This is a genomic window from Streptomyces sp. NPDC001020, from assembly GCF_053599115.1.
Genome location: NZ_JBSFLQ010000003.1, coordinates 167,611 through 190,213 on the forward strand (window position 1 = coordinate 167,611; position 22,603 = coordinate 190,213).

At 70.5% G+C, this 22,603-nt stretch carries 23 protein-coding genes and 1 pseudogene; 18 read left to right on the top strand and 6 right to left on the bottom strand.

Annotated features, from left to right (window positions below):
* Positions 1 to 164 precede the first annotated feature (164 nt).
* On the top strand, positions 165 to 1,349 hold the full coding sequence (locus ACWDEX_RS03720) for a MarP family serine protease (RefSeq protein WP_450461529.1): 1,185 nt from the start codon (positions 165 to 167) through the stop codon (positions 1,347 to 1,349).
* Positions 1,350 to 1,380: 31 nt separating this feature from the next.
* Here ACWDEX_RS03720 and ACWDEX_RS03725 read toward each other — a convergent pair whose 3' ends face one another.
* Positions 1,381 to 1,869 (bottom strand): N-acetyltransferase family protein, encoded by a 489-nt coding sequence (locus ACWDEX_RS03725; protein WP_450461530.1) that lies wholly within the window; start codon positions 1,867 to 1,869, stop codon positions 1,381 to 1,383.
* Between the two features lie 71 nt (positions 1,870 to 1,940).
* Here ACWDEX_RS03725 and ACWDEX_RS03730 point away from each other — a divergent pair, with 71 nt between their 5' ends.
* Positions 1,941 to 2,843: a TIGR01777 family oxidoreductase gene (locus ACWDEX_RS03730; protein WP_450461531.1), complete on the top strand. Its 903-nt coding sequence runs from the start codon at positions 1,941 to 1,943 to the stop codon at positions 2,841 to 2,843.
* 158 nt (positions 2,844 to 3,001) lie between these two features.
* Complete coding sequence (locus ACWDEX_RS03735) at positions 3,002 to 4,435, top strand: NAD(P)/FAD-dependent oxidoreductase (RefSeq protein WP_450461532.1); 1,434 nt, start codon at positions 3,002 to 3,004, stop codon at positions 4,433 to 4,435.
* Positions 4,436 to 4,632: 197 nt separating this feature from the next.
* Here the strand turns inward: ACWDEX_RS03735 and ACWDEX_RS03740 are convergent, their stop codons facing one another.
* Positions 4,633 to 6,108 (bottom strand): regulator, encoded by a 1,476-nt coding sequence (locus ACWDEX_RS03740; protein ID WP_450461533.1) that lies wholly within the window; start codon positions 6,106 to 6,108, stop codon positions 4,633 to 4,635.
* A gap of 295 nt (positions 6,109 to 6,403) precedes the next feature.
* Between ACWDEX_RS03740 and lipB the strand changes: the two genes are divergently transcribed.
* The 4 genes from lipB to ACWDEX_RS03760 all read left to right on the top strand — a co-directional run bounded on the left by lipB (position 6,404) and on the right by ACWDEX_RS03760 (position 9,694).
* A complete protein-coding gene (lipB, locus tag ACWDEX_RS03745) occupies positions 6,404 to 7,201 on the top strand; it encodes a lipoyl(octanoyl) transferase LipB (RefSeq protein ID WP_450461535.1) in 798 nt (265 codons plus the stop codon).
* Between the two features lie 138 nt (positions 7,202 to 7,339).
* On the top strand, positions 7,340 to 8,320 hold the full coding sequence (gene lipA / locus ACWDEX_RS03750) for a lipoyl synthase (RefSeq protein WP_450461536.1): 981 nt from the start codon (positions 7,340 to 7,342) through the stop codon (positions 8,318 to 8,320).
* A gap of 270 nt (positions 8,321 to 8,590) precedes the next feature.
* Positions 8,591 to 8,785, top strand: a complete 195-nt coding sequence (locus ACWDEX_RS03755; RefSeq protein ID WP_450461537.1) for an SCO2195 family GlnR-regulated protein — start codon at positions 8,591 to 8,593, stop codon at positions 8,783 to 8,785.
* 207 nt (positions 8,786 to 8,992) lie between these two features.
* Positions 8,993 to 9,694, top strand: a complete 702-nt coding sequence (locus ACWDEX_RS03760; RefSeq protein WP_450461538.1) for a DUF4191 domain-containing protein — start codon at positions 8,993 to 8,995, stop codon at positions 9,692 to 9,694.
* Positions 9,695 to 9,799: 105 nt separating this feature from the next.
* Here the strand turns inward: ACWDEX_RS03760 and ACWDEX_RS03765 are convergent, their stop codons facing one another.
* Complete coding sequence (locus ACWDEX_RS03765) at positions 9,800 to 10,267, bottom strand: RDD family protein (RefSeq protein WP_450461539.1); 468 nt, start codon at positions 10,265 to 10,267, stop codon at positions 9,800 to 9,802.
* Positions 10,268 to 10,466: 199 nt separating this feature from the next.
* On the opposite strand from ACWDEX_RS03765, the gene glnA reads away from it, so the two are divergent.
* The 3 genes from glnA (at position 10,467) to pspAB (ending at position 13,610) form a co-directional block, all read left to right on the top strand.
* A complete protein-coding gene (gene glnA / locus ACWDEX_RS03770; protein ID WP_450461540.1) occupies positions 10,467 to 11,876 on the top strand; it encodes a type I glutamate--ammonia ligase in 1,410 nt (469 codons plus the stop codon).
* Positions 11,877 to 12,098: 222 nt separating this feature from the next.
* Positions 12,099 to 13,019: a zinc metalloprotease HtpX gene (htpX, locus tag ACWDEX_RS03775; RefSeq protein ID WP_450461541.1), complete on the top strand. Its 921-nt coding sequence runs from the start codon at positions 12,099 to 12,101 to the stop codon at positions 13,017 to 13,019.
* A 6-nt stretch (positions 13,020 to 13,025) separates the two neighbouring features.
* A complete protein-coding gene (pspAB, locus tag ACWDEX_RS03780; protein WP_450461542.1) occupies positions 13,026 to 13,610 on the top strand; it encodes a PspA-associated protein PspAB in 585 nt (194 codons plus the stop codon).
* A 15-nt stretch (positions 13,611 to 13,625) separates the two neighbouring features.
* On the opposite strand, the gene ACWDEX_RS03785 is transcribed toward pspAB, so the two are convergent.
* On the bottom strand, positions 13,626 to 13,910 hold the full coding sequence (locus ACWDEX_RS03785) for a hypothetical protein (RefSeq protein ID WP_450461543.1): 285 nt from the start codon (positions 13,908 to 13,910) through the stop codon (positions 13,626 to 13,628).
* Positions 13,911 to 14,190: 280 nt separating this feature from the next.
* On the opposite strand from ACWDEX_RS03785, the gene ACWDEX_RS03790 reads away from it, so the two are divergent.
* Entirely contained in the window at positions 14,191 to 14,811 is a 621-nt protein-coding gene (locus ACWDEX_RS03790) for a DUF1269 domain-containing protein (RefSeq protein ID WP_450461544.1), read from the top strand.
* Positions 14,812 to 14,895: 84 nt separating this feature from the next.
* On the opposite strand, the gene ACWDEX_RS03795 is transcribed toward ACWDEX_RS03790, so the two are convergent.
* Positions 14,896 to 15,204: a hypothetical protein gene (locus ACWDEX_RS03795; RefSeq protein ID WP_450461545.1), complete on the bottom strand. Its 309-nt coding sequence runs from the start codon at positions 15,202 to 15,204 to the stop codon at positions 14,896 to 14,898.
* Positions 15,205 to 15,369: 165 nt separating this feature from the next.
* Between ACWDEX_RS03795 and ACWDEX_RS03800 the strand changes: the two genes are divergently transcribed.
* Positions 15,370 to 15,729, top strand: coding sequence for an arsenate reductase family protein (locus ACWDEX_RS03800; RefSeq protein WP_450461547.1), 360 nt, complete (start codon positions 15,370 to 15,372; stop codon positions 15,727 to 15,729).
* 24 nt (positions 15,730 to 15,753) lie between these two features.
* On the opposite strand, the gene ACWDEX_RS03805 is transcribed toward ACWDEX_RS03800, so the two are convergent.
* Positions 15,754 to 16,620, bottom strand: coding sequence for an alpha/beta fold hydrolase (locus tag ACWDEX_RS03805; protein WP_450461548.1), 867 nt, complete (start codon positions 16,618 to 16,620; stop codon positions 15,754 to 15,756).
* Positions 16,621 to 16,694: 74 nt separating this feature from the next.
* Here ACWDEX_RS03805 and ACWDEX_RS03810 point away from each other — a divergent pair, with 74 nt between their 5' ends.
* From ACWDEX_RS03810 to ACWDEX_RS03835, 6 genes and pseudogenes are all read left to right on the top strand, one after another.
* Positions 16,695 to 17,177, top strand: a complete 483-nt coding sequence (locus tag ACWDEX_RS03810; RefSeq protein ID WP_450461549.1) for a MarR family transcriptional regulator — start codon at positions 16,695 to 16,697, stop codon at positions 17,175 to 17,177.
* A 151-nt stretch (positions 17,178 to 17,328) separates the two neighbouring features.
* Complete coding sequence (gene glnII, locus ACWDEX_RS03815) at positions 17,329 to 18,357, top strand: glutamine synthetase (protein ID WP_450461550.1); 1,029 nt, start codon at positions 17,329 to 17,331, stop codon at positions 18,355 to 18,357.
* A 199-nt stretch (positions 18,358 to 18,556) separates the two neighbouring features.
* Positions 18,557 to 19,567, top strand: coding sequence for an SDR family oxidoreductase (locus ACWDEX_RS03820; RefSeq protein WP_450461551.1), 1,011 nt, complete (start codon positions 18,557 to 18,559; stop codon positions 19,565 to 19,567).
* Between the two features lie 150 nt (positions 19,568 to 19,717).
* Positions 19,718 to 20,161 (top strand): annotated as a pseudogene (locus ACWDEX_RS03825) (SAM-dependent methyltransferase); the annotation flags it as partial.
* A 189-nt stretch (positions 20,162 to 20,350) separates the two neighbouring features.
* Entirely contained in the window at positions 20,351 to 21,649 is a 1,299-nt protein-coding gene (locus ACWDEX_RS03830) for a lanthionine synthetase LanC family protein (RefSeq protein ID WP_450461553.1), read from the top strand.
* A gap of 320 nt (positions 21,650 to 21,969) precedes the next feature.
* Entirely contained in the window at positions 21,970 to 22,458 is a 489-nt protein-coding gene (locus tag ACWDEX_RS03835; protein WP_450461554.1) for a hypothetical protein, read from the top strand.
* Positions 22,459 to 22,603 lie beyond the last annotated feature (145 nt).

Consider the following 22,603-nt stretch of genomic DNA (forward strand, 5'->3'; position numbering starts at 1 on the left):
GCCACCTGGTGGAACCATCATCCGGGTGGGACACGTTTTCCTCAGTGCTCGTCGCATGCGTGCGCGCGTGGCCGGTTTCCGGCGCCGCGCGCACGTGGCTGATCACTGGGTTCCCGCGGCGCGTGCCAGCGCTCCCAGGGGGTCCAAGAGAAAGGCGGCTCGTGGTGAACCTGCTCGACATCCTGCTGATGCTGGTGGTCCTGGCCTACGCGGCGTCCGGCTACCGGCGCGGACTGGTCGCCGGCTGTGTCTCCCTGGCCGGTTTCGTGGGTGGTGCCGTCGTCGGTGTGTGGGTCCTGCCATGGGTGATGAACCTGGTGACGCGCGGGACGACGACGGCCACGGTGACCGCCGTGCTCACGGTGCTGGTTCCGGCGGCGGTGGGCCACGCGCTGGCCGGCCGCCTCGCGTTGAAGCTGCGCCGCGAGCTGGACCGCGGGCCGCTGCGGGTGCCCGACGGGATCGGCGGGGCCGCGGCGAACACGGTCGCGGTGCTGGTCGTCGCCTGGGTGGCCGCGAGCGTCCTGGGCGCCTCCTCGTCCCCGTTGCTCACCCAGGCGATCCGGGAATCCAGGCTGCTGGGCGCCGTGCAGAACACGATGCCGGACACCACCCCGACCTGGTTCTCACGCGCCACGTCCGCGCTCACCCAGGCGGGCTTCCCACAGGTCTTCAACCCGTTCGAGAACGAACCGGCGACCGCGGCTGCCGAGCCCTCCGGGGACAGCGTCACGGAGCGTGCGACGCAGGCCGCCAGGCTCAGCACCGTCAAGATCGAGGGCGCCGTGGGCAACGAGGGCCGCGAGGGCAGCGGCTTCGTGTACGCGACACGACGCGTGATGACCAACGCTCACGTGGTGGCGGGCATCGACCACCCGACCGTACGAGTCGGCGGCGTCGGTCCCGCGTACTCAGCACGGGTGGTGCTCTTCGACCCGGGCCGGGACGTCGCGGTGCTGTACGTGCCCGATCTGCGTGCGCCCGTCCTGCACTTCTACGACGGCGCGTCGCGTGGCGACGCGGCGGTGGTCGCGGGCTATCCGCAAGACGGCGGGCTGACGCTGCGGGCGGCCACGGTCGCGAACCGGATCCGTGCCACGGGCCAGAACATCTACAACACCGGCACCGTCACCCGGGAGATCTACTCCATCCGCTCGACCGTGCTGCCCGGCAACTCCGGCGGCCCGCTGCTGACCACCGACGGCAGGGTCTTCGGGGTGGTCTTCGCGCGCTCCACCTCCGACCAGAGGACCGGGTACGTCCTGACGGCGGACGAGGTCCGGGCGGACGCGAAGCGCGCGGCGTACGCCACGGCCGCGGTGGACACGGGCGAACTCGTCTCGTCGTGAGCGTCACGACGAACTCATCGCCTCGCGGGCGTTACAGGGAGCGGCCCATGAACACGTCGTCGACGTACTCGCCCTCGAGCAGGAACTCCTCGGGCAGGATCCCCTCCACCACGAATCCCTCGGACTCGTAGAGCCCCCGGGCCGGGGCGTTGTGCCCGAGGACGCGCAGGGTGATACGCCGTGCGCCCAGCCGCCGGGCCTCGTCCTGCGCGGCCCGCAGCAGTGCCCGGCCGACCCCGGCTCCCCGTGCCTCGTCGGCGACGGCGAGCCCCTGGATCTGGCGGACGTGGGAGTTGCACTTCAGAGGAGTCGGGAAGCCCAGCCGGATGTATCCGACGACGGCGCCGTCCAGTTCGGCGACCAGATGGTCCCGCGGCTCGCACCGCTTGCTGAAGAAGGGCTCGTGAGGCGGCTGGGGACGCGGCATGACGGCGTGCAGCGGGGACCAGACGGCGCGGTCGAGACGGCCGAGCGTCTCCTCGTCGTCGAGCGTGGCGTGACGTATGTACGGAGCGGGCATGCGGAGCACTGTACGGCAGGTGTATGGGGAGCCGTCCGGTGTTTTTCAGGGGCACCGGGCAGGATGGGCGCATGGAGCGTTCCCGCATCGCGGTGGCCGGTGCGTCCGGTCTCATCGGCAGTGCCCTGGTCCGATCGCTGGTCGCGGAGGGGCACGAGGTGGTGCGCCTGGTACGCCGTACGGCCCGAAGCCGCGACGAGGTCCGCTGGGACCCCGAGGGGCAGTACGTGGACACGGCCGGGCTGGTCGGATGCGAGGTCGTGGTGAATCTCGCCGGGGCCGGCGTCGGCGACCACCGGTGGACGGACGCGTACAGGAAGACGCTGCGCGACAGCCGGGTGCTGGGCACGGCGGCGCTCGCGGAGGCCGTCGCCCTGCTGCCGGAGCCGCCGCGTGTCTTCGTGAACGGCAGCGCGATCGGTTACTACGGCGACACCGGGGACCGGGCGGTCGACGAGGAGGCGCCGCCCGGGGACGGGTTCCTGCCCTCGTTGTGCGTGGAGTGGGAGGAGGCCGCGGCAGCCGCGCGGGAGGCGGGCGTACGGACGGTGCTCGCGCGGACGGGACTGGTGGTGGCCCGTGAGGGCGGGGCCTGGGGGCGGCTGTTCCCGATCTTCAGGGCGGGGCTCGGTGGGCGGATGGGCGACGGGAACCAGTACTGGTCGTTCATCTCACTGCACGACGAGGTGGCGGCGATCCGTCATCTCATCGACACCGAGGGGCTGTCCGGGCCGTTCAACCTGACGGCTCCGCAGCCGCTGACCAACCGTGAGATCACGGCGGCGATGGGGCGCGTGCTGCACCGGCCGACGCTCTTCGCCGTGCCCGAGCCGGTGCTGCGGCTCGCGCTCGGGGAGATGGCCGGGGATGTGCTCGGCAGTGCGCGGGTGCTGCCGAGGCGGCTTGCGGAATCCGGGTTCTCGTTCGCCTTCCCGGGCATCGAGGAAGCACTGCAGGCGGCGCTGCGGGAGTAGCCACGCACAAGAGTGCGACCACCGTGCGACCGTGCCCTGTTCGTGCGCGACTTGTCCTGAGCGTCGCCGGACCTACCCTCGACGCGAACTCGGGTATTTCTCATGCCTGTTGGGGGCATGACGTCTCCACCGGCCGCACAACCTCGAAGGAGGGGCACGTGCTAGAGCCCGTGTATCAGGCGGACGTCGTCATCGTGGGGGCCGGGATCGCCGGCCTCGCGGCGGCCCACCGGCTGACCAGCGCAGGAGTGACGACCGTCGTGGTGGAGGCCGCCGCATGTGCCGGCGGCCGCATGTCGACCGAGAAGGTCGACGGCTTCCGGCTCGACCGGATCGGGCAGTTCCTGTCCACGTCGTATCCCGAACTGCGCCTGGCCCCGGGGCTCGACGCGCTCGTCCTGCGTCCCTTCGCCCCCGGCGTCCTGGTGCACAGCGAGGGGCGCCGCCGCCGCGCGGGCGCTGCCCCGACCGGAGGGGGCGCAGGGAGCGCACGGAGCGCGCTCAGCGTCGTACGCGCCCTTGCCAGCGCTCCCCGCGCAACCTCCGCACCGGAAGCGGGCGATGGCACGCCGGGCGTACGGCCTCCGGGGATCCGACTTCCCGGGCCGCGGACCGCCCGGTCCAGGGCGGCGGGGCCGCGGTCCGGTGTCCCGCTCGGCGGTGCCGTGGACCAGGCCCGGCTGGGTGCGGCGCTCGCGCGGATCGCCGCCACGCCCGTGGAACGGCTGCTGGCCCGGCCCGAGTCGACCGCGGCCCGCGCGCTCCCGCTGCGCGGGATCCCCGCCCGTACCGTCGACGGGTTTCTGCGGCCGTTACTGTCCGCGCTGCTGTGCGACCCGAAGCTGACCACGTCGAGCCGCTGCGCCGACCTCGCGCTGCACGCCTTCGCGAGCGGCCGGCTGTGCGTACCGGAGGGCGGGGCGGAGGTCCTTCCGGAGCTGTTGGCGCAGGCGCTGCCGCCGGGCACGGTGCACACCGGGGTCCGCGCCACCTCTGTCTCAACGACCTCGGTGACCACCGCCGAACACGGTGAGCTCCGCTGCCGTGCCGTCCTGGTGGCCACCGACGCACACGCCGCCGCCGAGTTGCTGCCCGGTCTGCGCGTACCGGACTTCCACCCCGTCACGGTCGTCCACCACACCATGGACGAACCACCGTCGACGGGTGCGTCACTGCTGCTCGACGCGGACCGCGGCGGCCCGGTGGCCCACACGGCGGTCGTCAGCCAGGTGGACCCCTCGCGTGCCCCCGCGGGCCGCGCGCTGGTCTCCTCCACGGTCCTGGGCACGCCACCGTACGACGTCGACGACGCCGTACGGTCCCATCTGGCGCGCCTGTACGGCACCTCGACCGCACGCTGGGAGACGCTCGCCGTGCACCACACCGCGCGAGCCGTCCCGGCGATGCCGCCGCCCCACGATCTGCGTCGGCCGGTGCGCCTCCTGGCCGGGCTCTATGTGTGCGGCGACCACCGCGACACCAGTACGGTCCAGGGCGCGCTGCACTCCGGTCACCGGGCGGCGGCCGCTGTCCTGGCGGACCTGGGCGCGGGTCCGACGCACATCGCGGACCCGCTGCCCACGGCCGCCTGAGGCGTACGACCTGGGGAGCAATAGGGAGCGGGTGAAGGAGCGGCGTCCGGTGCGGCCGCTCGCAAGGCGCCGGAAGGTCCTTGTAGCGGAGCTACCAGGGCCTTCCTGCAACGCCGCTGGGGGTCCCCCCTGCTCGAAGAGCTTGGGGGAGGCCGTACCGGGCGTCGCGACGCCGCTCCCTATTGCTCCCCAGGTCGTTACCGCAAGGCGGCGACCCGGTCGTGGTACCCGCGGACGGGCGCCGCGTCCTTGTACGGCTCCAGGCGGCGCTCGAAGTCCCGTACGTACTCCACCGCCCGCGCCGACCGCATCTCCGAGGCCTGCCCTGCGGCCTCGGCCGCCAGCTGGCAGGCCTGGTCCAGCTCGCCGAGGCCGAGCCGCGCCGAGGCGAGCACGACCCGGCAGAACAGCCGGCTACGGGCGAAGCCGGGCGCGCGCAGCCGCAGCGAGCGCTCGGCATGCTGGACCGCGGCCCGGTACTGCTGCAGGTCCCGGTGGCAGTGGCCGAACTCGTCGGCGAGCTGCGCCTCGTCGAAGAACCGCGCCCAGTGCGGGACGTCGTCGCCGGGCCGGGCGGACTCCAGCGCGCGCTCGGCCCGCACGAGCGAGGCCGTGCACGACCGGACTTCGCCGAGCACGCCGTGGCCGCGCGCCTCGACGGCGTACAGGAGCGCCTGGACGACGGGCGGCGCCGAGGTGCCGGTGCCCTGCTGCGCCACGCGGGCCAGTTGCACGGCCTCCCGCCCATGGCCGAGGTGGACGGCCTGCCGGCTCATCGTGGCCAGCACGTACGCCCCGTACATCCGGTCCCCGGCGGCCTGCGCGAGCCGCAGCGCCTGGACGAAGTAGCGCTGGGCAAGACCGTGCGCGGCGATGTCGTACGACGTCCAGCCCGCGAGCCGGGTCAGATCGGCGGCCGCCGCGAACAGACGGCGGCCCGTCTGCTCGCCGTAGCTGCCGCGCAGCATCGGCTCGGCCTCGTGCTCCAGGTAGCGCACAAGGGCCTGACGGGCGTGGCCGCCGCCGTAGGCGTGGTCGAGGGCGCGGAACAGTTCGCAGACCGAGCGCAGGGCGGCGATGTCGCCGCCGGTCACCTTCTGGCCGGGGCCGCGCTCGGACTGGCTGCGCCGGCGGGATGGGGGTACCGCCGGTTCGAGCACGGCCGAGACCTTGGGGGGAATGGGGCGACCTTGCGCGGGGATGCGGGGGGCGGCCTCGGTGCGGGCCACCGTCTCGTCGGCCCGGCCGATCAGCCAGTCCCGGCTGGGCACGACGAGACCGGCCGCGGTGAACGCGATCTTGCGCAGTTCGGCGTGGCTGCCCGAGTCCTTGCGCCACAGCCCGCCGACGATGTCGACGGCCTCTTCCGGGGTGGCGGCGAACTCCAGGCCCGCGTACACCGGGGCGCAGGCGTCGAGCCCGAGGTCCTGCGCGGTGAGCCTGCGCCCGAGCCGCCGCGTGAAGACCTCGGCGATGAGCGCGGGCGTGGTGCCGCGCGGCTGCTGTCCGCGCAGCCACCTGGTCACGGACGTCTTGTCGTATCTGAGATCGAGCCCGTGTTCGAGGCCGAGCTGGTCGACGCGACGGGCGAGCCCTGCGTTGGAGAACCCCGCTTCTGCGATGAGCGCGGCGAGCTGGCGGTTGGGGGGGCGCTGCGCGGGTCGTTCCGTCATCTGCGGTGCGGTCTCCTGCCTTTCGGGCCTCGACGACGGCCCCGGGGAGGGGCAGGTGCCTCCCCGGGGCGTCGCGATACCCGGATCGCCTGTGAACAGCCCTAATGGCCTCGTGAACGGCGTGAATGTAGCGGAGAGTGAGCAACCGGTTGCACGCTTCTGCATCCATTCATCCGATCGTGTGAGGATTAGCCGTCGGGCTGACGGGGACGACGGACGATGGTCGCCACCCGCGGGACGTACAGTTGCGTGGGCGCCTTTCGCGCCTTACGAGCTTCTGAGGGAGGCGCTTGCCGTGGCTGAGGTGCGGTTCGTCCATATGGGATTCGGGGCCGATGCCGTCGAGTACCAGGAGGCCTGGGACGAGCAGCGCCGGGTGCACGCCGCCCGGTTCGCGGACGAGATCCCCGACACCTGCCTGCTCGTGGAACACCCTCCGGTCTACACGGCGGGCCGACGCACGGCGGACGACGAGCGCCCGCTGGACGGCACCCCGGTGGTCGACGTGGACCGCGGCGGCAAGATCACCTGGCACGGCCCCGGCCAGTTGGTCGGCTACCCCATCCAGAAACTCCCGCGCCCGGTCGACGTCGTCGCCCACGTACGCCGTCTCGAGGAGGCCCTGATCCGCACCTGCGCGGAGTTCGGCCTGGAGACGACGCGGGTGGAGGGCCGCAGCGGTGTCTGGGTGCTCGGGGACCCGGTGGAGCAGCGCCCCCTGCTCGGCGGACTCTCCCTCGACTTCGACCCGCGTCTGCGCGACGAGGAGTTCGACCCGCGGCTGAACGGCCCGGAGTACGCCCCCTCCAACGCCGGCCAGCGCCGTGAGGACCGCAAGGTCGCGGCGATCGGCATCCGTGTCGCCAAGGGCGTCACGATGCACGGCTTCGCACTGAACGTGAACCCGGACAACGCCTGGTTCGACAGGATCATCCCGTGCGGGATCCGGGACGCGGGCGTCACCTCGCTCGCGAACGAACTGGGGCGCGACGTGACGATCGCTGAGGTGTTGCCGGTGGCGGAACGGCATCTGCGGGACATCCTGGAGAACGCCGAGCTGAAGCCGCGGGAGACCGAGAGCGCCTCCGCGTAGCGGCGACGCCCACCATGGCCGCGGGCGGCGGCGCCGGGGAATGCACCCCCGCTCCCGAAGGTTGCCCACAGGCATGGCCGAGTACTGTCCGGGCGTACCCTGATGTACGCCGACGAATCGAAGCTACAGGGAGCCGACGTGTCCGCAGTCGCACCCGACGGACGCAAGTTGCTGCGCCTGGAGGTCCGCAACAGCCAGACCCCCATCGAGCGCAAGCCCGAGTGGATCAAGACCCGGGCGAAAATGGGTCCCGAGTACACGAAGATGCAGAACCTCGTGAAGAGCGAGGGGCTGCACACGGTCTGCCAGGAAGCCGGCTGCCCGAACATCTACGAGTGCTGGGAGGACCGCGAGGCCACCTTCCTCATCGGTGGCGACCAGTGCACCCGCCGCTGCGACTTCTGCCAGATCGACACCGGCAAGCCCGAGGCGCTCGACCGCGACGAGCCCCGCCGCGTGGGCGAGTCCGTGGTCACCATGGACCTGAACTACGCCACGATCACCGGTGTCGCACGCGACGACCTGGCAGACGGCGGAGCCTGGCTGTACGCCGAGACGGTCCGGCAGATCCACCGGCAGACCGCCGGCCGCGAGGGCGGGCACACCAAGGTCGAGCTCCTCGCCCCCGACTTCAACGCGATCCCCGAGCAGCTCGAAGAGGTCTTCTCCGCCCGGCCCGAGGTCTTCGCGCACAACGTCGAGACCGTCCCGCGGATCTTCAAGCGCATCCGCCCCGGTTTCCGCTACGAGCGCTCGCTCCAGGTCATCACCGCGGCCCGTGACTACGGCCTGGTGACCAAGTCGAACCTGATCCTCGGCATGGGCGAGACCCGCGAGGAGGTCGTCGAGGCGCTGCGTCAGCTGCACGACGCGGGCTGCGAGCTGATCACCATCACGCAGTACCTGCGCCCGAGCGTCCGCCACCACCCCGTGGAGCGCTGGGTCAAGCCGCAGGAGTTCGTGGAGCTGAAGGAGGAGGCCGAGCAGATCGGCTTCTCGGGCGTCATGTCGGGCCCGCTGGTGCGCTCCTCGTACCGCGCCGGGCGCCTGTACCGGATGGCCATCGAACAGCGTCAGTCAGCCACCCCGCGGCAGGATGGCGCAGGCGTCGCCGTCTGACCCGCTCCCCCACCGATTGGCACCCCGCGCCACCGCGAGCGTGTGAATCCGCTCACAAGAAGTTACCGTTCGGTAATGGCCTGTTGAACGCGGCCCCGACCGTCCCCGCAGCTAGGGACCCCGTCGGGGCCGCGTCGGGCTTTTGGCGCCGCCAATCAAGGCTTCATCGGTGTTTGACCGGCCGGTCACGTCCTGGTAACACCAAACAGTGAGCCTGGCCGTATGAACAGTCCTGGCCCAGAGCCGCCGATCCGAGGGGGGACCCCCGTCATGCAGGCCGCGCGCGTTCGAGCCACCGCGATCCCGTCGTTCACCCATGCACTCCGTGCCATCGAGTCGCTGCTCATGAGCGGTGGTCAGCAGACCGCCCGCCGGAACGCCTGGACCTCCGTCCTCGAGGACCGACGCCGCGCCAAGGACCGACTCGAGGCACAGCGCGTGCTCGACGCCGCGTCGCGCCCGTAGCCACCGCTCGCTTCCCGAAGCGCCCCCGCCGCCCCTTCCGCACCGCTCTCTCCACACCACTCCCTTCGGCCTCACCCTCCCCACCTGCACCTTCCCCGCCCGACGCCCTCTCCCCTCGTCGGCGCCACCACCCCCGGTCCGTGCCGCTCACGCCCGCACCCGGCACTGCCGTCGTAGCCGCTCGCCGGGCCACGTAGACTTCGTGGCATGGCGAGGAAGGAAACTGCAGCGGACGCTGCTAACGCGGGGCGACTGAAGCAGATCGCCCTGACCTACAAGATGACCCGCAAGGCCGACCCCAAGATCGGTCTTGTACTCGCGGCTGTCGGAATCATCACCCTCGGTGTCTTCCTCGCGATCGGTTTCTTGATCGGTCACCCCATCTATCTCGGCATCCTCGGCTTCCTGCTCGCCTTCCTCGCGATGGCGATCGTCTTCGGACGCCGTGCCGAGCGCGCCGCCTTCGGGCAGATGGAGGGCCAGCCGGGCGCCGCCGCCGCGGTCCTGGACAACATCGGCCGCGGTTGGACCACCACACCGGCCGTTGCCATGAACCGCAGCCAGGACGTGGTGCACCGCGCCGTCGGCAAGGCCGGCATCGTGCTGGTCGCCGAGGGCAACGCGAACCGGGTCAAGAGCCTGCTGGCCGCCGAGAAGAAGAAGATGGCGCGCATCGTCGCGGACGTGCCGGTGCACGACGTGATCGTCGGCGGCGGCGAGGGCCAGGTGGAACTGAAGAAGCTCCGTACGACGATGCTGAAGTTCCCCCGGGTGCTGACCGGTCCGCAGGTGACCGCGACCAATGACCGGCTGCGTGCGATGGGCGATCTGATGAGCAACATGCCGCTGCCGAAGGGGCCGCTCCCCAAGGGGGCGCGGATGCCTCGGGGCGGGCCGAAGGGCCGATAGAGCCAGACCCACTGATCCGATATGCCGGTGGGCCGTCCCTGAATCCTCGGATTCCGGGACGGCCCACCGGCATATCGGCGTCAGGACCGGCGTCGCAGCGCGGCCTCAGATCCGGACCTCGACCGTGCCGGCCAAGCGGTCGTGCAGGCCCCTGCCGTCGCGGTCCCAGATCAGCGCGGGAATGGCGAGGAACAGCAGGACCGTGCGCAGCAGGGCGCGCAGCGGGTTGACGCGGCCGGTGTTCAGGGCAACCACCCGCAGGCCGAAGAGCCGCTTGCCCGGGGTGAACCCGATGGACCCTACGGTGAGAACGATCAACGCGAAGAGGATGAGCGGCGCCCAGATCTGAGCCGCCTCGTTGTAGCTGTCGGCGATCAGGCCGTATGCGATCAGGAGGCACAGGCCCCAGTCCACGGCGAGGGCACCGAGGCGTCGGCCGGGGCGGGCGATCGAGCCCGGGCCCTGCTCCGGCAGACCGAGTTGCTCACCTCGGTATCCAAGGTCCGCCCCGGCTTCTTCCATGGCCGCGCGGGGCCCGGAGAGCCACGATCCAACTGCTTGCCTGTTGTCCACCCGTCCACGGTACTGCGCCCGATTTGGCAGGCATGCACGTGGGGTCACCAGGGATCTGGCTGGTTAACCTGAGAGAAACAAATGGGTCACGCTGGAGAAATCCCCCGTCCCTATCGTCGGCCCCAGCGTGTGCCACCGCCACGGCCGCACGAACGAACTACCAACCCGGCCGGTCACGACCGGGAGTAGGAGGAGCCGGATGTTCCAGAACGCCGACGAGGCCAAGAAGTTCATCGCGGACGAGGACGTCAAGTTCATCGATGTCCGTTTCTGCGACCTGCCGGGCGTGATGCAGCACTTCACGGTGCCGGCAGAGGCGTTCGACCCGGACGACGAGCTCGCCTTCGACGGATCCTCGATCCGCGGCTTCCAGGCCATCCACGAGTCCGACATGGCGCTGCGCGCGGACCTGTCGACCGCCCAGGTCGACCCCTTCCGCCGTGACAAGACGCTGAACATCAACTTCTTCATCCACGACCCGATCACCGGCGAGCAGTACTCCCGCGACCCGCGGAACGTGGCGAAGAAGGCCGAGGCCTACCTCGCCTCCACCGGTATCGCCGACACCGCGTACTTCGGCCCCGAAGCCGAGTTCTACGTCTTCGACAGCGTCCGCTTCCGGACCGCCGAGAACGAGTCCTTTTACCACATCGACTCCGAGGCCGGTGCCTGGAACACCGGCGCGCTGGAGGACAACCGCGGTTACAAGGTCCGCTACAAGGGCGGCTACTTCCCGGTCCCGCCGGTCGACCACTTCGCCGACCTGCGGGCGGAGATCTCCCTGGAGCTGGACCGGGCGGGTCTGAAGGTCGAGCGCCAGCACCACGAGGTGGGCACCGCCGGCCAGGCCGAGATCAACTACAAGTTCAACACGCTGCTCGCCGCCGCCGACGACCTCCAGCTCTTCAAGTACATCGTGAAGAACGTCGCCTGGCGCAACGGCAAGACGGCCACCTTCATGCCGAAGCCGATCTTCGGCGACAACGGCTCGGGCATGCACGTCCACCAGTCGCTGTGGACCAACGGCGACCCGCTGTTCTACGACGAGGCCGGTTACGCGGGCCTGTCGGACATGGCCCGCTACTACATCGGCGGCATCCTCAAGCACGCCCCGTCGCTGCTGGCCTTCACCAACCCGACGGTGAACTCGTACCACCGTCTGGTGCCGGGCTTCGAGGCGCCGGTGAACCTGGTGTACTCACAGCGCAACCGATCGGCCGCGATGCGTATCCCGATCACTGGGGCCAACCCGAAGGCCAAGCGCGTGGAGTTCCGCGCGCCGGACGCCTCCGGCAACCCGTACCTGGCCTTCTCGGCACTGCTGCTGGCCGGCCTGGACGGCATCAAGAACAAGATCGAGCCGGCCGAGCCGATCGACAAGGACCTCTACGAGCTGGCTCCCGAGGAGCACGCGGGCGTCCCGCAGGTCCCGACCTCCCTCGACGCCGTCCTCGACCGACTGGAGGCCGACCACGAGTTCCTCCTCCAGGGCGACGTGTTCACGCCGGATCTGATCGAGACGTGGATCGACTACAAGCGCGCCAACGAGATCGCGCCGCTGCAGCTGCGCCCGCACCCGCACGAGTTCGAGCTCTACTTCGACGTGTGAGTTCGAGTGTGAGCCTGCCCGTCCCGTAGTACCCCTATGGAGCCCCGTCCCCGCCCCCCGGGTGGTGACGGGGCTCCCGTCGTTCCCTTCCCACAGTGACTCTTTCCCACAGTGACTCTTTGCCTGCCGTGGGGCCTTTCCGGACCGGTCCATGGGCGGCGCCGGGCGCACAATGGAGTCTGAGACGCGCCTGGACGACGGGGTACTGCGGGGTGATGCAGAATGCAGAGCCGGTTCCGGAGCGATCGGCGGCTGACCGTACGGATGACGGTCACGCTGTTTCTGCTCGGATTGCTGTACGTGGCGTTCGTCGCCGCGTTGATCGCGTTGCTGAAGTCCTGGGTGCTGGTCGTCGTGATCGCGGCGGCGGTGCTCGGTGCTCAGTACTGGTTCTCCGACCGGATCGCTTTGTACGCCATGCACGGGCGGGTCGTGGAGCGGGAGGAGTATCCGCAGTTGCACGGCGTCGTCGACCGGCTCTGTGCCGTTGCCGACATGCCCAAGCCGCTCGTCGCCGTCTCCGGTCTTGACATGCCGAACGCGTTCGCGACCGGACGCAACCCCGACCATGCGGTGGTGTGCGTGACCAGCGGGCTGCTGCACCGCCTGGAGCCCGACGAGCTGGAGGGTGTGCTGGCGCACGAGTTGTCGCACGTGGCGCACAAGGACGTCGCCGTGATCACCGTGGCGTCGTTCCTCGGGGTGATCGCGGGGCTGGTCGTGCGGTTCGCGTTCTACTCGGAGCTCTTCGGGCGGGGGCGCAGGGATCAGAACACCGTCGCCGTCCTGGGCGCCGTCATGGGGGTCTCGGCGCTCGTCTACGCCCTCAGCTTCCTCCTGATCCGGGCTCTGTCCCGGTACCGCGAGCTGGCCGCCGACCGCGCCGCCGCCCATCTCACCGGGCGCCCCTCGGCACTTGCCTCCGCGCTGACGAAACTCACCGGGGACATCGCCCGCATCCCGTCAAAGGACCTGCGCACGGCACAGGCGTTCAACGCCTTCTACTTCACCCCCGCCTTCGGCGCCGAGCCGGGCCTCTCCCGCTTCTTCTCGACGCACCCGACCCTGGAGCAGCGGCTGCAGCAACTCGCCGGCATCACCGCGGAGCTGGGCGAGGCGGCGAAGCCGGGGAAGGCGGGCTGAGGACCGATGGGACTCCTGGACATCCTGCTCGGCCGTACGAAGCCGGTGGCACCCGACCTCGACCAGCTCTTCGCCCTGCCGTCGGCGGCCATCACGCTCGAGGCCGCCGCCGGGTTCACCCCCACGGGGAACGGCGCGGTCTGCTTCGCCACGGTCGAGGGCGGTGCCTTCGCCCAGACCCACCGCGAGGTCCAGGCGCTCCTCGACGCGGACAGCGACCGCGACGGACCGCCCGTCGAACTGCGGCGGGACGACTACGGCTACTCCTGGCTGGTGTCGCACCGCACCCCCGACCAGCTGTCCGCCCTGGTCAACGATCTGCACGCGGTGAACAGCGCGATGGAGATCAACGGCTTCGGCCCACAGCTGCTGTGTTCGGTGGCCGGCTTCGAGGACACGGGCGGGCGACGGCTCGGCATGGTGTATCTGTACAAACGCGGTACCTGGTACCCGTTCTCGCCGCTCGCCGGGCGGGGCGAACGGCGCGACAACGCGCTGGAGCTGCAGATCAAGGCCGCGCTCGCCGACGACCTGCGGATCGAGCAGGACCTCGGCCGCTGGTTCCCGATCTGGGGCGCGCCCGGTCTGTGAGCGGGCGCGCTCCCGTCAACCGTTCTTCTCCCGCTGCTGGCGGCGGGCCTCGAAGGGGCGCTCGCGGCGGTAGCGGCGCTCCCACTTGGCCTGCTGGTCACGGCGGTCGCGGTACTGCTGGTAGGTGGTGACCCCCGGGGAGCCCGCGGCGGATCCCGTGCCCGGCCGGGACGCCGAGAACGAACTGCGTCCGTAGCGCGCGTACAGGTAGAGCAGGGCGACGGCGGCGAGCCACCAGATGTGGTTGCTGATCCCCAGGACGACGAGGACGACGCCTGCGGCAAGGACGATGGTGCCCATAACGGTCCTCCTTGGCGTGGGTGAGTGGATGAGCGGGTGGGTGTGTCGGAGGCGTGCGAACGGCGAGCCGTTGGCTGTCGCCGTCGGTGCGTGAAGGGTGGCCCCGGCGAGTCCACCGGGTGATTCCGGCCCAGCGGAACCCGGTGGTGGGGTTCCGGATCGCGTGTCCAGCGTAAGGAGGCCGTCACCCGGCGTGCATCTCCTTTTCCCCGGACCTAGAGTCGAACGAAACAGCACGAAAACCGCAATGGTGTACGGATCGCAGTAAGGGGGTCCGACGATGAGCAATCTCTTCGTCGTCGCCTACAACGAGCTCGCCACCGCGAACCAGGTGCGCGAGAAGCTGTTCGAGCTGTCCAGGGAGCATCTCGTCGACCTGGAGGACGCGGTGGTCGTCGAGCGGCGCGAGGACGGCAAGATCAAGCTGCACCAGGCGGTCAGCAACACGGCCGTCGGCGCGGCCGGGGGCGCGCTCTGGGGTGGGGTGATCGGGCTGCTGTTCCTGCAGCCGCTGCTCGGAGCGGCGGTGGGCGCGGCGGCCGGTGCCGCCGGCGGCTCGCTCACCGACACGGGCATCAACGACGACTTCATGCGAAATCTCAGCCGCAACCTGCGACCGGGCGCCGCCGCTCTCTTCGCCCTGTTCAAGACGGCCGCCACCGACAAGGTCTTTCCCCAGATCGCCGAGTACGGTGGCCACTTGGTGCAGACGTCGCTCAGTCAGGCGGACGAGGACGCGTTGCGCGAGGCGATCGCGGCGACCCAGAGGCCGGGAGCTGGAGGTGGCACGCCGGCCGCCGCCCCGGAGACCGGAGGCGGAACGCCCGTCACCGCGCCGGAGACCGAAGGCGGCACACCTGCCACCGAACCGGAGACCGGAAGCGGCACGCCCGCGTCCTGAAGCACGGCCACGTCACGCCTGATCGGCGGAGACGTGCCGACGCCGGGCGCCCTCTCGCAGCGAGAGGGCGCCCGACGTCATGGCTCAGCGGCTGTATCGGATCAGCGCGCGTACCATGTGGCACGTCGTGTCCGACGGCGGATGCACCCCGATCAGCTGCGCCGTGATGTGGATCATCTCGTTGCTGGCCTGGTTCGGAACGTAGACCCCGGAGTCGAGCAGGGCGATGGCCAGACGCATCGCCTTGAGGCGCCGGTTGTGGGTGATGTACCACTCGCGCGACCGCCCCGGCGGGAGCGGGCGCTTTGTCACCGGCGCGTAGGGCAGGTCGAGCGGGACCGGTCGCCGGGCGGTGGACTGGGTCGGTTTCGGCTTGGTTGCGGCAGCGGGCACAGGCATCCTCCTGTCGCGGTCAGGGAGCCGCCGGAAATCCCGGCAACTCCCTCGAACACTGCTTCTAGTTTACTGCCGGGCACTGACAAAAGCCGCTGGCCACAAGGGCTTTGGGCGGGGTCGTGTCGAGAGTGGGCCACGGTGTTTCGGCTACCGTGTGAGGCCATGGAGATCTGGATCAATCCCGCCTGTTCCAAGTGCCGCAGTGCCCTCACGCTGCTCGATGCCGAAGGCGCCGACTACACCGTGCGCCGCTATCTGGAGGACGTACCGAACGAGGACGAGCTCCGGGACGTCCTTGGCCGGCTCGGCCTCGAACCGTGGGACATCACGCGCACCCAGGAGGACCTCGCCAAGGACCTCGGCATGAAGGAGTGGGCGCGGGACGCCGCGACGCGGGACCGCTGGGTGCGTGCGCTCGCCGAGCACCCCCGGCTCATCCAGCGGCCGATCATCACCGCCGACGACGGTACGGCCGTCGTCGCGCGTACGGACGAGGCGGTACGGGACGCTCTGACCCGGTAAGTCACATATCTCGACGGTGTGCGCTCAGCCGCTCAGGAATTCCGAGAGGCGGCGGTTCGTGACCGCCGGGTTTGTGTGCGGGAGGGCGTGGTGCGAGATGTCCGGCAGGACGGCGGTCTCCACCCGCGGCAGCAACTCGGCCGCGCGAGAGGCCACTTGGCGACTGTCGTGGGTTTTGCTGTTCGCGGCCACGAGCAGCAGGACCGGCACGGGCAGCGAGCGCAGCGCTACGGGACTCGGGCGTGGCCCGGTGACCGGTTTTGCCGTGGGGAAGTCGGCCGTCGCCTCCTGGAGCCGCAGCGAGTCCCCGTCCAGTGCCGCCCCGCCCGCCTCCCATTCCAGGAAGGCACGGATACGACGCGCGGCGGGGCGCAGCAGCATCGGCAGGGCGTGCAGGAGGTACCAGGCCCGGTATCCGGCGAAGCACTGGGTCGGGTCGAGCAGGGCGAGGCGGGTGATCCGGGCGGGCGCGTGCAGCGCGTAGTGGAGGGCGATCCAACCGCCGTAGGAGTGGCCGGCCAGTGCGGTCGAGTCGATGCCCAGGCCGTCGAGGACCGCGTCGAGCCAGGACATCAGGTCGGAGACGGTACGCAGGGGGCGGTGGCGGTCCGGGACACTGCGGCCGGGTTGGCCGGGCAGATCGACGGCGTGGATCCGGTGGGTGCGGGAGAGGTCGGTCGCGTTGGCGTACCAGGAGACCGAAGGCGTGCCGCCACCGGACAGGAGGATGAGCGGCGGGCCGTCCAGCGGGCCGCAACTGGTCACGCATGTCGTGCCGAAGGGCGTGGGAACGGTGCCCTGTTCGGTGTCCGCGGGCCACTTCCCCAGGACCTTGTCGTACGCCGCGTGGAAGTCCGCCTGGTCGTGCGCCTTGGACGTGTAGGGCTCCATGAGCTTCACCCTCTCGCTGAGCGAGATACTTGTCCAGCGAGATATACCAGGACCTCGAGGATGCGGTGGTGGATATGGCAGAGCAGGCAGCAGAACCGGCACCGGAGTTGGAGATCGTCCATCTCCTGCGTGCGGTGACCGTCGAACTCGGTCTGCACAGCGGCCGGTTCGCGGACCGGAACGGCATGCACCCGACGGACGTCCGCGCCCTGATCGCCCTCATGGACGCCTCCCGCGCCGGGGAGGACATGACCGCGGGGCGCCTCGGCGCGCTCCTCGGCCTCAATTCCGCCGGGACCACGGCCCTGATCGACCGTCTCGAACGGCTCGGACACGTGCGACGGGTACGGGACGGGCGTGACCGGCGAAGGGTGCTCGTCGAGGTGGACGAGCGGGCGGTGGAACTGGGGTGGGAGTTCTTCGGGCCGTTGATCGGGCGGACGGTGGACCTGCTCAGGGCGTACGACGAGCGGGAACTGGCGGCGGTGCGGAGGTTTCTCAGCGGGGTGCGCGAGGCTGTGACGGACTCCGAGCGACACCCCCCGGCCACCATGTGATTCCCGGCACACAAGCCGCACGTAACACGGGGTTCACATTTGGGCAATGGTCGGGAAATCGCCGGTTGGCAGGCTGCAGGGCAGCACCCCCGCCGCGCACCCGCGGCAGCGCGACCTCGCGGTCGAGCCCCACCCCCGAAGGATGAGACCTGTGACCTTCAAGGCTGAGTACATCTGGATCGACGGCAGCGAGCCGACGGCCAAGCTTCGTTCCAAGACGAAGATCCTGGCAGGCGCCGCCGAGGGTACGCAGCTGCCGCTGTGGGGCTTCGACGGGTCCTCCACCAACCAGGCCGAGGGCCGCTTCTCGGACCTCGTGCTCAAGCCGGTCTTCTCCTGCCCCGACCCGATCCGCGGGGGCGGCGACATCCTGGTGCTGTGCGAGGTCCTCAACACGGACATGACCCCGCACAGGTCCAACACGCGTGCCGCGCTCGCCGAGGTCGCGGAGAAGTTCGCCGCACAGCAGCCGATCTTCGGTATCGAGCAGGAGTACACCTTCTTCGACGGCACGCGTCCGCTCGGCTTCCCCGAGGGCGGCTTCCCCGCCCCGCAGGGCGGCTACTACTGCGGTGTCGGCGCCGACGAGATCTTCGGCCGGGACGTCGTCGAGGCGCACCTGGACAACTGCCTGAAGGCCGGCCTCGGCATCTCCGGCATCAACGCCGAGGTCATGCCCGGCCAGTGGGAGTTCCAGGTCGGTCCGCTGTCCCCGCTGGAGGTCTCCGACCAGCTCTGGGTCGCCCGTTGGCTGCTGTACCGCACCGCCGAGGACTTCAACGTCTCCGCCACCCTCGACCCGAAGCCGGTCAAGGGTGACTGGAACGGCGCCGGTGCGCACACCAACTTCTCCACCAAGGCGATGCGCGAGGGCTACGACGCGATCATCACCGCGTGCGAGTCGCTCGGCGAGGGTTCCAAGCCGCTGGACCACGTCAAGAACTACGGCGCTGGCATCGACGACCGCCTGACGGGTCTGCACGAGACCGCCCCGTGGGACGAGTACTCGTACGGCGTCGCCGACCGCGGTGCCTCGGTCCGCATCCCGTGGCAGGTCGAAAGGGACCGCAAGGGCTACATCGAGGACCGCCGCCCGAACGCCAACGTCGACCCGTACGTGGTCACGCGCCTGCTCACCGACACGTGCTGCGCCGCGCTGGAGAAGGCCGGCCAGGTCTGATCTCGCTCGCTTCGCGAGGGGGCGCCCACCGCTTGGGTGGGCGCCCCCTCGCGGTGTCTGCAAGGCGATTTGGACGGGACGCCTCGCAGGCTACAAGTACGCGCCGTGCGCGGGCCGTTGACGTGGTGGCACCGTTCCGGACTTCTCTGTCGGCAGATCCGTCTTCCGCCCCGCGCTCCGTGCGGGCACAGTGGCCGGTATGAGACTTCTGGTGCTGGGCGGTACGGAGTTCGTGGGGCGGGCCGTCGTGGAGGCGGCGCTCGGGCGGGGCTGGGAGGTGACCGTCTTCCACCGCGGTCACCACGAAGCACCGCCCGGGGTACGGAAGTTGCTGGGCGACCGCACCGCGCCCGACGGTCTCGCTGCGCTTGCGGAGGACGCGGCCGGAGAAGAGTGGGACGTCGTCGTCGACACCTGGTCCGGGGCACCGCGGGCGGTCCGGGACACCGCGCGGCTGCTGGCCGGACGCGCGGCGCGGTATGTGTACGTGTCGACCTGCTCGGTGTACGCGTGGGCACCGGACCCCGGCTACGACGAGGACGCGCCCCTCGTGGAGGGGGCATCGCCGGACGCGGAGCAGATCGACTACGGCCGGGACAAGCGGGGCGGCGAGCTGGCCGCGATGGACGCCTTCGGCGCGGACCGCTCGGTGCTCGTGCGGTGCGGGCTGATCCTCGGCCCGTACGAGAACATCGGGCGGCTGCCGTGGTGGCTGAACCGGATCGCTCGCGGGGGCCCGGTCCTGGCGCCGGGACCGCGGGACCTGCCCGTCCAGTACGTCGACGCCCGCGATCTCGCCGAGTGGATCCTCGGGGCGGCGGAGCGGGAGCTGAGCGGGCCGTACAACCTCGTCTCCCCGCGCGGGCACACCACGATGGGAGCGCTGCTGGAGGAGTGTGTCCGGGTCACCGGGAGCGATGCGGAGCTGCGGTGGACGGCGCCCGAGGTGATCCTCGACGCCGGGATCCAGCCGTGGACGCAGCTCCCGGTGTGGGTGCCGCCCGGCAGCGAGGAGGAGGCGGCCCTGCACAGCATCGACGTGTCCCGGGCGGTGCGGGACGGGCTGCGGTGCCGGCCGGTCGAGGAGACCGTGCGCGACACCTGGGCGTGGCTGCAGGGCATCGGCGGGGTCGCGCCGGTGCGGCAGCGGCCCGGCCGGTTCGCGATGGGCCTCGATTCCGCGGTGGAGGCGAAGGTGCTCGGGCTTTGACCGCCGGGCCCGAAGGAGGCGGTCAGGCCACTGAGTGGCTCCGCCTCGGAAGGCCGGGAAAACGGATGCGGAGCGGGCGGGGCGGCTGGTAGCGTCCCGCAGTCCGCAGCCGGGCGTATCGCCCCCCGACTCGAGCAGGTGCGTTGCGTTCTGCCGTTCGGAAAGGGCACGTTCGACGTGATCGTGAGCATCGACGCCTACCAGTATTTCGGCACGAACGACCTCTACCTGCCCACCGTCGCCCAGTTACTGAAGCCGGGCGGGCGCATCGGTGTCGTCGTTCCCGCGCTGCGGGAGGAACCGGAGGGCACCGAGCCCCCGGAGCACCTGAAGCCGTACTGGGAGCCGGACTTCTGGGCGTTCCACTCCCCCGCCTGGTGGCGGCGCAACTGGACGCGCAGCAAAGCCGTGCAGGTGGAGGCCGCCGACTGGCAGCCCGACGGCTGGCGCGACTGGCTGCTGTGGAGCGAGGTGTGCGCCGAGGAGAGCCCGTACGAATGGATGGCACACATGGCCCGCGAATCGGTGCAGCTGCTGCGCGCCGATGAGGGCCGCGCGCTGGGCTTCGCACGGGTTGTGGGGCGCCGCGTCTGACTGGTGCCGCATCAGGCACCGTTCGCCCTGTCGCGAGGCCCGGCACCCTGCGCCCCGCACCAGGCACCCGGCGCCGAAGAGCCCCTGCCTATGGAAAATCGCAGGTGGGGGCTCGAAGGGCAAAGAGTCACCTGAGCGGAGCGCAATCGCCCTCTGGGCGGGTCCGGAAGATCATGCAAGAGTGGGCCCATGACGGCAGCAGGAGCCACGGCCGTGGCGGTGGACGAGGTCGAGGGACTCGCGGTGGACGGGCTGCGGTGGCTGACCGAGGCGGCGCGAGAAACCTCTGGAGGAGGCCTTGCCTGGACGACCAGGCCCTCGGACGACGAGCTCAGCCCAATGCTCTACGACGGTACGGCCGGGAACGTCCCCGTGCTCCTGGAGGCGTGGCGGCACTTCGCAGACGACTCCTACGCCGACGCCGCCCTGCGCGCGGCCCGCAGCCTCGTGGAGTCCGTCGACGGCATCGACGACGACTCCCTGTACTTCGGCCGCATCGGCATGGCGCTCGTCCTGCGGACCCTTCACGAAGAGCTCGGCGACACGGCCGCCGGCGCGGCCGCCGACCGCGCGTTGGACCTAGTGCGGTCACGCTTCGACGGCACGCGCTGGGGCGAACTGTTCGAGCTGATGGGCGGCAACGCGGGGATCGGCCTCGGGGCACTCCTGGCCGGCGACGCCGAACTGGCCGTCCTCGCCGTGGAGCCGTATCTGCGGACGGCGGAGCAGACCCCGACGGGTGTCCACTGGGCCTTTCGCACGGGCGTCGACTCCCGTCTGCACCACATCTCGCACGGCACGCTCGGCATCGTCCTGGCGCTTGCCCGGGTCGGCAGGGCCACCGGACGTGCGGATCTGGTCGAACTGGCGCTGGCCGGTGCTGCGGACGTCGTGGCGCGTGACGAAGCGGGGCCGGAGGGCTTCCTGGTGCCGCACTCCACCCCCCAGTACCGCCCCGATGTGATCGAGCCCATCAGCTACGGCTGGTGCCACGGCCCGGCCGGTGACGCCCAGGTCTTCCGGCTGCTTCGGGACGTCACGGCCGACCCCGTCTGGTCCGCCCTCGCCGACCGCTGCTGGCATACGGTCACCCGTTCCGGCCTGCCCCAGCGGCTGCGCCCCGGCTTCTGGGACAACAACGGCCGCTGCTGTGGCACCGCGGGAGTCCTCGCCCTGGCCTGTGACCGGATCGCCGAACAGCGGGACCCGTATGACTTCGCCTCCGTCCTCGTCGCCGACCTCACCGACCGTGCGATCCGGGACAGTGACGGAGCTCGCTGGTCGAACTTCGAGCACCGGTCCACCCCGAGCGATCTCGAACCGTGCACCGGCTGGGCGATGGGTAACGCGGGCATCGTCCGCGAACTCCTGCGCTTCGTACGGCTGAGCCGCGGGGGCGATCCCCGGTACGCGTTCGCCTGGCCGGACCAGCTTCCGGTGCCCGCTCAGGCAACGGTCCGCCACTGTGGCGTCGACGCCGTGTCGTGATGGATCGGGTGTGCGCGCCTGTCTGCGAAAGCGCAGACGGAGGGCTTCTGCAGCTCGGCTTGCTTCTTCTTGCCCTGGGGCTTGCCGTGGGCCTTGGGGAGCTGGGATTTCGCTGGTCGGGGTAGCGCTACGGTGTGCCCGAGTGGTCGTCATCGGTCGTCGTTGGCCACCGGTGAGCGGCCTTGGACGACCCGCAGACGGCCGGAGGTAGCCATTCGGCCCAGCAGCTGTGGCGTTTCTTCTCGGAAGTATCAAGGGTGAGTCTTGCCGGCCGCATCGCGTGTTCAGCGATGGTTCTCATGACCGCCAGGAGGACGACCATGGCACTCCGCGAGACGGATCTGCTCAAGACCGGCGATGCCGGGCTGGTAGAGCTGTTCCGCAGCAGTCCGCATGGTGACATTCCGAAGGGTCCGATGGAGGGCACGGGCATCGTGCGGTGGGGAGGCGGCTGGGTGGCCCAGCCGCTCGCTCGGCTGATACGCCTGACCGTCTGGCGAGGGAAGGTCTTCGACCAGGAGGGTTATCTGAGCAATCGGATGACCGCGTTTGACGTGCTCGCCATCGTGGCGCAGGTCTACATCGGGCAGAGCCTGATGGACGACCAGGACTGCATCGTCATCGACTACTCCAAGACCTCTCTGGTCGCTCGCGGGGTCCGCGACGAGATTCGTGAAGTCGAGCCGGGACTGTATCTGGGCGTGGTCTGGCTGTTCGGAGCCAGAGTTGGCTGGTTCACGCTGCGGGTGCCCGAAAGCCAGGGCGGTCCGGTCGAAGCCGAGGGAGCCGCATCAGGGCAGCCAGGTTGATCGGTCTCCTGCTGCTTGTCCTGGGCCTACCCCGGAACCGCCCCGCGCAGAGCACATGACCAGCCTGCGCACGTGCTCGCGAAACTCTCGACGGCCAGGAAGATCCCTCTCCCCAGCACCACCGGTCCGACTGTGCACAGTGAAG